Origin of the sequence: Catellatospora sp. NPDC049609 (genome assembly GCF_040675365.1) — a bacterium.
Classification (GTDB): domain Bacteria; phylum Actinomycetota; class Actinomycetes; order Mycobacteriales; family Micromonosporaceae; genus Catellatospora.
The window spans coordinates 1-6,333 of the sequence record NZ_JBFAOU010000282.1 but is presented as its reverse complement, the minus strand read 5'-3'; the positions used below and the strand labels follow the sequence as shown (position 1 = coordinate 6,333).

Sequence of the window (6,333 nt, the reverse complement as noted above, 5' to 3'; positions counted from 1 at the left end):
ATCGTCATCCTGGACGAGGCCACCGCGCACCTGGACTCCGAGAGCGAGGCCGCCGTGCAGGCGGCCCTGTCCACCGCGCTGGCCGGCCGGACCGCACTGGTCATCGCACACCGCCTGTCCACGGTCCGCGAGGCCGACCAGATCCTGGTCCTCGACGGCGGCCGCATCGTCCAGCGCGGCACCCACGAGCAGCTGCTCGCCGAGGGCGGCCTCTACGCCGACCTGTACCGCACCCAGTTCGCCCTCACACGCGAGCCGTCAGGTCAAGCCCTGCTGCTGGGATAAGGCGACGGTCACGCGCCGCCGTGAACGTGCGCCAGATGCAGCTTGCATACCTACGCTTGTATGTGAGTGCGCCTAAAGGAAGCACCATTGTCCCAGGCCGCCGGGGGTGCCCGTACCAGCCGTACCAGCCGTACCAATGCAGTTCAGGAGCGGTACGGGATCTTGGGCGGCACGGCTTGAGTCGTACCACGGGACACGTCCGGTTGTGCTGCGCTCGATCCCGCCCCCTTAGGTGGCCTCGACGGTCGAACGCTCAGTGCTCGGTCCGATAAGGTCGTCAGGCAGGTCGGCAAGCGTGATCACTTGGCCTGGCCCAATGAAGCGACGTGTGACAAGCAGGCCGGCCTCGTGAGCGGCTTCACCGGCGTGGCTAGCCGACGCATCTGCAATCAGCCACGGCGTGAAACCGCGTTCAAATGCGTCTACGGCTCCCTTTAGAACACAGCTCTCGGTCGCGATTCCACAGAAGTAGAACTCGACCCATCCGAGTTGCCTAAAGGTTTGTTCGCTCTCGTGCGTGAACGGGCTATATATCCTCTTGTCGAGAATCATGTGGTCCGCCAGATAGGGTTGAAGCTCGGGCACAATGTCAATCTCTGGCGAAGATTGAAGGCGACGCCAGTTGAAGAATTGTTCAAACGGGCTACCTGGATAGTTCAGGTACCTGGTAAATAAGATCTCGCCCCCATTCTCCTGCCAGCGCCTCACGAGGTCCACCACCACTGGCACGATATGGGCGGACTGCTCCCTTACGAAGCCGACTTGCATGTCTGTAACAACCAGTACGGCGCGGGGGTGTGTCACGTCAGCCTCATTCTCTGATTGCGTCTCGGAGCGTTTCAATTGCTTGGTCTAATGCTGGCATTAGGTCACTGGTGCGCAGGATAGCGCGCCGCATCGTTTGGTGCTGTCCGGTTTCGCGAGGAAGTGATAGCGTCAACCTAGACCGCACTCCACGTAAATAGCGCCACCCGAATTCCGGGGGAAGGTCTGGGTCAAAGCCTTGCTCTATGCAGCGGGCTACCCATCGGGTCATACACCACATGGACTGAACGGCCAGCTCGCAGGCTACCAACTCCTTTTCTCGGAGTGAACGTTCCGGAGCTATTGGGTGGTAGACCACCCCCGACCAGGAGGCAAAGCCGGAAGAGATCCCGCGCACGCCAAACGGTTCGATGTCCGCATTGTCGTAACCATCGGCGATTAACGACTGCTCAATTAGTTCCGCATGGGCAAGGTGCTCGTTGTCAATCTTGCGATCTCGATGCAGCAGTACGGCCGGGGAGGCCATGATGCGCAGCGCCGCCTCAAGTTGCTCGGCTGGCCATGCTGACTCGGTTACCCAATGAGCACCGAGAATATACAGGTCGCTAGCATCGAAAGACGCTATGGCGACTCGAATGAAATCTTCGGCCCATTTGCGGTTGTCGTCATAAGACACCTTTCGCCATGCGGCGAGTGAGGCGATTGTGGAAAATTTTAGCTCCTCCACTAGGTGAAAAACTACGGAACCGTGAGGCCAGGCGTATACCGTGCATTCCCCTTCAGGATGATCAACTTCCGCAGTCAAGCAGTGTTGCCACTGGTCATCGCAGATGCGCATCTCTACTGTCTTCGATAGAAGATTAATCCCGCCTGGCGTTACATAAGCGGGTATGAACTTGTGTGAGCGCACCGTGAAATGGGTTCCATCTGTGACGTACGCGCTTTCAATCTCACCGAACAACTCATGGGGAGTGGCCCCGTACGCCAGGCAGTAGAGTCGTCGGTAAATTGGGTCGGTAACAGCGACTCTGCCCGTCTCGTGGCGATACATAGCTTTCTCAATCGCTTCAACGGTGGGCGTGTCCTTTAAGCCGTTCTGTGCACCCACGCGGAGGAGTTCGCGAGCTGCGCGCTTTCTCGATTCCCATCCCACGCTTTTCCGGTAGTTAACCAAGACAAGGTTCGGTTTGTAGCTCCGGGTGACCTCAGTGGACACGGCGTATGTCCACTGTGTCCACACGTGGGGTCTGCCATTTGCCTGAGCCGATGAGCAGACTTGGTGACAGGTAAGCCGGAGTTGAACAGATGAGATGGGGCATATGTAGATCCCTTTTAGTCGCTGACTGAGCCCTTGCGTGGTCTGTCGGCCTGCCAGCGTTGGATCGTGGCGGGATGCCAGGCCGGAGATCTGCCGAACATGCGGTCTGGGGCAGGGGCTTGGCCGCGCGAGACGTATGAAGCCCAGGTTGCACGGCTAATCGGAGCGCCTACCGAGCTCAGGTAGGCCAGTACATGCTCAGTGGTCCACCAGTCGGTGGGCGCATCGGAAGTAGTCATCAGTACAAGCCTACGTGGTAGACGCGCTTGCGCGAATACAACGTGGAGTTGTACGCTGCGCTATACAACGTTACGTTGTAGTCGACCCGGCAGAGTCCAGGGAAGGCGGCATAGCCGCACGCCTATGGCTGCTGGTGATCGCTTGTTTGTTGAGAACTTCACAGAGAGATGGGCCGTCGCCTCCCAGGAAAAGGCGACCGGCACGGCTGAGGTCCGTGCGCCCGTACGCGGCCCGGGTGAAGGCCGCGCGAAGTTCTGCAGCTATCTGGCGGCCGGGGCCACGTGCGTCCCGGCCGCCACTGTCCCGCCCATGAACACGACTAATCACCGGAGGAGGTGACTTTGATGATGCTCGCCACCTGCGTACGTGTCTCGACTCGCGCCAAGTCCGTGTGGCGCTTGTGCGGCGGCTGCGGCCACCTGGTGTCGCTGTCTGCTGATGATGACCGCTGCGGCGGCTGTGCCGCTGCTCCCAAGCGCCGTGTTCGTTCGCGGCGCTGACGGCTTCCGTGGGGCCGGGCTCGGCCCGGCCCGCGCGGTGGCCGCCACCGAGGCGACCAGCACAGCGAAGCAAGCGACCCCGGCAGGGCTCCACCCCTGCCGGGGTCTTTCGCACCCCATCCCACCTGCGAAAGGGAAGAAGCGATGCCTGTGCAGGCTATCGCGTCGGCACCCGCCGACGAACCGGCACACGACCGGTTGACTATCAATCACCCCCTGGCTGCTGTCGCGGCACGCAACTGCATGGGGCACACCCACGACTTGGCCGACCTGGCCGGCGGTGTGGCGTGCGGCTCGGCGTGGGCCAAGGCGCTGCACGACGACTTCATGTTCGCGCTGGAATGCGGCCTGCCTCTCGACTTCGAGCCGGACCCGACCTACATCGACGAGGTCGCGTTACGCCGCGTGATGCGCGGTGAGCGGCTGGAACTGACCGAGTGCGAGCGCGCCGAGGTCAAGCGCCGCCTGGCCGAGGTCGCTCGGCGCCGTAACCGGGGCTACCGGTTCGTGTGCTCGCGCGCGGCTGCGGCACGGCGGGAGGCGCGGTGATGGCCCGTACCCGTACCGGGCGCGCGATCGGCGAGATCGCGCGGCGGGCCGCCCGGGGTGACCTGACCGCCGAGCAGGCCGCCGCGCTGACCGCGCGGCTGCGCGAGCAGCAGCGCCAGGCCATGTACCGGGCGGCCCTCGATGCCGTTGAGCGTCCGGCGCGGCCGGTGCAGGTCCGGCTGATCGGCGCCCGCGCCGACGTGGCCAGCGTGCTGGCCGCCCTGGACGCGGCCATGACGTTGACCGACGTCTCCGACCCTGCTCCGGCACGCCGGGAGCCCGGCGCGGTCCGCGTGTGCGCGACCGCGCTTCGCCGCCGGCCGATGACCGGAGGTGCCCGATGATCGACCCCACCACCGACGCCGACCAGCGTGCCCACGGCGAGCGGACCGATCTGCTCATGGCCGCTGTCGCCATGATGGCGTCGCGCTACGCCAGCGCCTGCGCCAAGCGCACCGCTGACGGGTTCGACGGCGGTGTCCAGCAGTGGAACCGCAACACCGCGTGCTGTGACCGCCGTTGGGCGGCGCTGCGCCGCTTGCAGGACGCGCTGGCCGTGCACCTGGGACGGCACCCCATCTACTGGGGTTTCCGCATGGTCGACATGTCGCTGCGCGATCACGACCGCCGGACGAAGGCGGGTGCGCGATGAGCGAGCAGCCCCACACCGACCAGCAGGTCAACGACGCGGCCACAGTCGCGCTGCTGCGCGCCCTCGAGCGCAACGGCCACGACCGGGCCGTGATGTCGCACCTGTCCGAGCGCGACCAGGCCGCCGTGTACGCGGCCGAGGCCCGTAACCGCAAGTCCCGCCGCTGACAGAGAGGAGCCATAGTCATGACCGCACCCACCAGCATCTACCCGCCCGCCGTCGCCGCGCTGGTCGACGACTTCCACGCGTGGGCCGCCAAGCTCGGCACGGCCCCGTCGCGCAACGCCACCATGAAGCGCTTCCGGATCGGCGACGAGAAGGCCAAGGCGCTGCTGTCCACCCTGACCGCGCCCGCCCCCGACGAGCGCCTGACCGACGTCCCGGCCCGCCCGGAGCAGGCCGAGCCGACCGTTGCGGCCCCGGAGCCGGAGATCACCGAACCGGCGATCATTCCGCAGGCGTCGCCGCAGACGGCGGTCGGCGTGGCCCCGGAGCCGAAGATCACCCCGCTGGCGCTGGCGCTGCCGGTCGCCGACCCGATCCCGGTGGCCGCGCCGCCGCTGCCGGACCCGGTGCTGGCCCAGGCCGCCAAGCTCGACGACGAGCGGGCGCGGCTGGACATCGCCCGCCACGACGAGCTGACCCGGCGCGCGGCTGACGCCTCCCACCGCATCGCCCTCGGTGATGTGCGCGAGCAGGCACGCGCCGCCAAGCTCGCCCGCCGGGAGCGGGCGCGCGACGCGGCCGACGCGGCATCGCTGTCGGCGCTGTACCGGCGCGCGGCACGTTCGGGCACCAGGGCGCGGCTGCGCGCGCAGATCCAGGGCTCGGCGGAGATGCGGGCGCTGCGCGTGGCCCGCGTCCGCTCGGTCACCCTCATGGCCGGGGTGCCGGTCCTGGCCGCGTTCGCGGCCTGGTCCACGACCGGTGTGCAGGCCGGGGTGGTGCGCCTGCTGGGCCTGGGCGCCGACTCGGCGGGCTGGTGGGCGGCGTGGGCGATGGAGCCCGCGCTCATCGCGATCGTCGGTCTGATCATCATCGGGCGGGCCGTGCTGCGCTCGGCCGGTGGCGACACCGACTGGCGCGCCACCGCGATCGAGTGGACCGCCCTGGGTGCGTCGCTGCTGCTCAACATTGTCGGCGGCTGGACGGTCGGCGTGGACTGGACCGCGCAGGTCGGTCCGATGCTGGCCCACTCGGTCGGTCCGATCGGCGCGGCCGGCACGGCGTTCCTGATCGGCCTGTTCGACGGCTACGTCTCGGCCGCCCGACCCTGGCACGGCGCGCCGCGCCTGGCCGAGATGAACCTGGACATGGCCACGATCGGGGGCCAGCGGTGACCAGCGTGAGCGGGCTGCGCCCGCACTGGGAGGTCCTCACCGACGGCCCGGTCAAGCCCGGCTCGGTGGCGCACCGCAGCGCCGGGCACCGCTGGTCGACGACCCGCGTGGTGTTCGGCCGTGAGGAGCCGGTTCGCCACCACGCGCAGGTCCCGGCCTGCGCCACGCCCGAGCCGGAGACACCGCCGACCAGCGACGGGCGTAGCTACTCGGCGGGCTGGGCGATGCACCGCGGCGCGGTGGTCTGCACCGCACCGCAGTGCTTCCCCGCCGACAGCGAGGCCGAGCGGTGAGCGCGCTGGCGCAGGTCGCACTCGACCTGGGCGGGTTCGCCCGCCCGCGCGTGCCGGTGATGGGCGAGCATACCGCGCCTGGCCTGCTCATCGCCCCCTCCGTGAACGCCGACGACCGGTTCAGTGGCGGCTGGTGGCTGGTGCACGCCGACTCCGGGCGGGTGCTGACCGGTGTCCCGACGTGCGTGCACTGCGCGCGCACGGCCGCTGGGCTGCTGGCCGGGCACGACTGGACCCGCCCCGCGCTCGTGCTGACCGCCGACCCGGCGGTGCAAGCCACCGTCACCGGGCCGGAGTTCGTGGCCCTGGTGCGCGGCTGCGCAAGCGCCTACACCTGCGAGATCCCCGAAGGCTGCTGACCGCCACCGTCCCGGCCAGGGCACACCCGCCC

The 6,333-nt window shown here is 67.5% G+C and carries 9 protein-coding genes and 1 pseudogene; 8 read left to right on the top strand and 2 right to left on the bottom strand.

The window, feature by feature from the left end; all coding sequences use genetic code 11:
- Window positions 1–285 (top strand): annotated as a pseudogene (locus tag AB0J67_RS38310) (ABC transporter ATP-binding protein); the annotation flags it as partial.
- Window positions 286–513: 228 nt separating this feature from the next.
- On the opposite strand, the gene AB0J67_RS38305 reads toward AB0J67_RS38310, so the two are convergent.
- Window positions 514–1,089: a cysteine hydrolase gene (locus AB0J67_RS38305; RefSeq protein ID WP_363490261.1), complete on the bottom strand. Its 576-nt coding sequence runs from the start codon at window positions 1,087–1,089 to the stop codon at window positions 514–516.
- A gap of 7 nt (window positions 1,090–1,096) precedes the next feature.
- Complete coding sequence (locus AB0J67_RS38300) at window positions 1,097–2,266, bottom strand: hypothetical protein (RefSeq protein WP_363490259.1); 1,170 nt, start codon at window positions 2,264–2,266, stop codon at window positions 1,097–1,099.
- Window positions 2,267–3,252: 986 nt separating this feature from the next.
- On the opposite strand from AB0J67_RS38300, the gene AB0J67_RS38295 reads away from it, so the two are divergent.
- The 7 genes from AB0J67_RS38295 to AB0J67_RS38265 are packed head-to-tail and all read left to right on the top strand — an operon-like array spanning window position 3,253 to window position 6,301.
- On the top strand, window positions 3,253–3,657 hold the full coding sequence (locus tag AB0J67_RS38295; protein WP_363490257.1) for a hypothetical protein: 405 nt from the start codon (window positions 3,253–3,255) through the stop codon (window positions 3,655–3,657).
- Window positions 3,657–4,001, top strand: a complete 345-nt coding sequence (locus AB0J67_RS38290; protein WP_363490255.1) for a hypothetical protein — start codon at window positions 3,657–3,659, stop codon at window positions 3,999–4,001. Before AB0J67_RS38295 ends, AB0J67_RS38290 begins: the two co-directional genes overlap by 1 nt.
- Entirely contained in the window at window positions 3,998–4,309 is a 312-nt protein-coding gene (locus AB0J67_RS38285) for a hypothetical protein (protein WP_363490253.1), read from the top strand. The genes AB0J67_RS38290 and AB0J67_RS38285 overlap by 4 nt, the downstream gene beginning before the upstream one ends.
- The gene (locus tag AB0J67_RS38280) at window positions 4,306–4,476 is read left to right on the top strand and encodes a hypothetical protein (RefSeq protein WP_363490251.1); all 171 of its coding nucleotides are present in this window, start codon (window positions 4,306–4,308) and stop codon (window positions 4,474–4,476) included. The genes AB0J67_RS38285 and AB0J67_RS38280 overlap by 4 nt, the downstream gene beginning before the upstream one ends.
- Window positions 4,477–4,494: 18 nt before the next feature.
- Complete coding sequence (locus AB0J67_RS38275) at window positions 4,495–5,649, top strand: hypothetical protein (RefSeq protein ID WP_363490249.1); 1,155 nt, start codon at window positions 4,495–4,497, stop codon at window positions 5,647–5,649.
- Window positions 5,646–5,942 carry a hypothetical protein gene (locus tag AB0J67_RS38270; protein WP_363490247.1) on the top strand — a complete coding sequence of 99 codons (297 nt, stop codon included), beginning with the start codon at window positions 5,646–5,648 and terminating at the stop codon, window positions 5,940–5,942. Before AB0J67_RS38275 ends, AB0J67_RS38270 begins: the two co-directional genes overlap by 4 nt.
- A complete protein-coding gene (locus tag AB0J67_RS38265; RefSeq protein WP_363490245.1) occupies window positions 5,939–6,301 on the top strand; it encodes a hypothetical protein in 363 nt (120 codons plus the stop codon). Before AB0J67_RS38270 ends, AB0J67_RS38265 begins: the two co-directional genes overlap by 4 nt.
- Window positions 6,302–6,333: the final 32 nt, after the last annotated feature.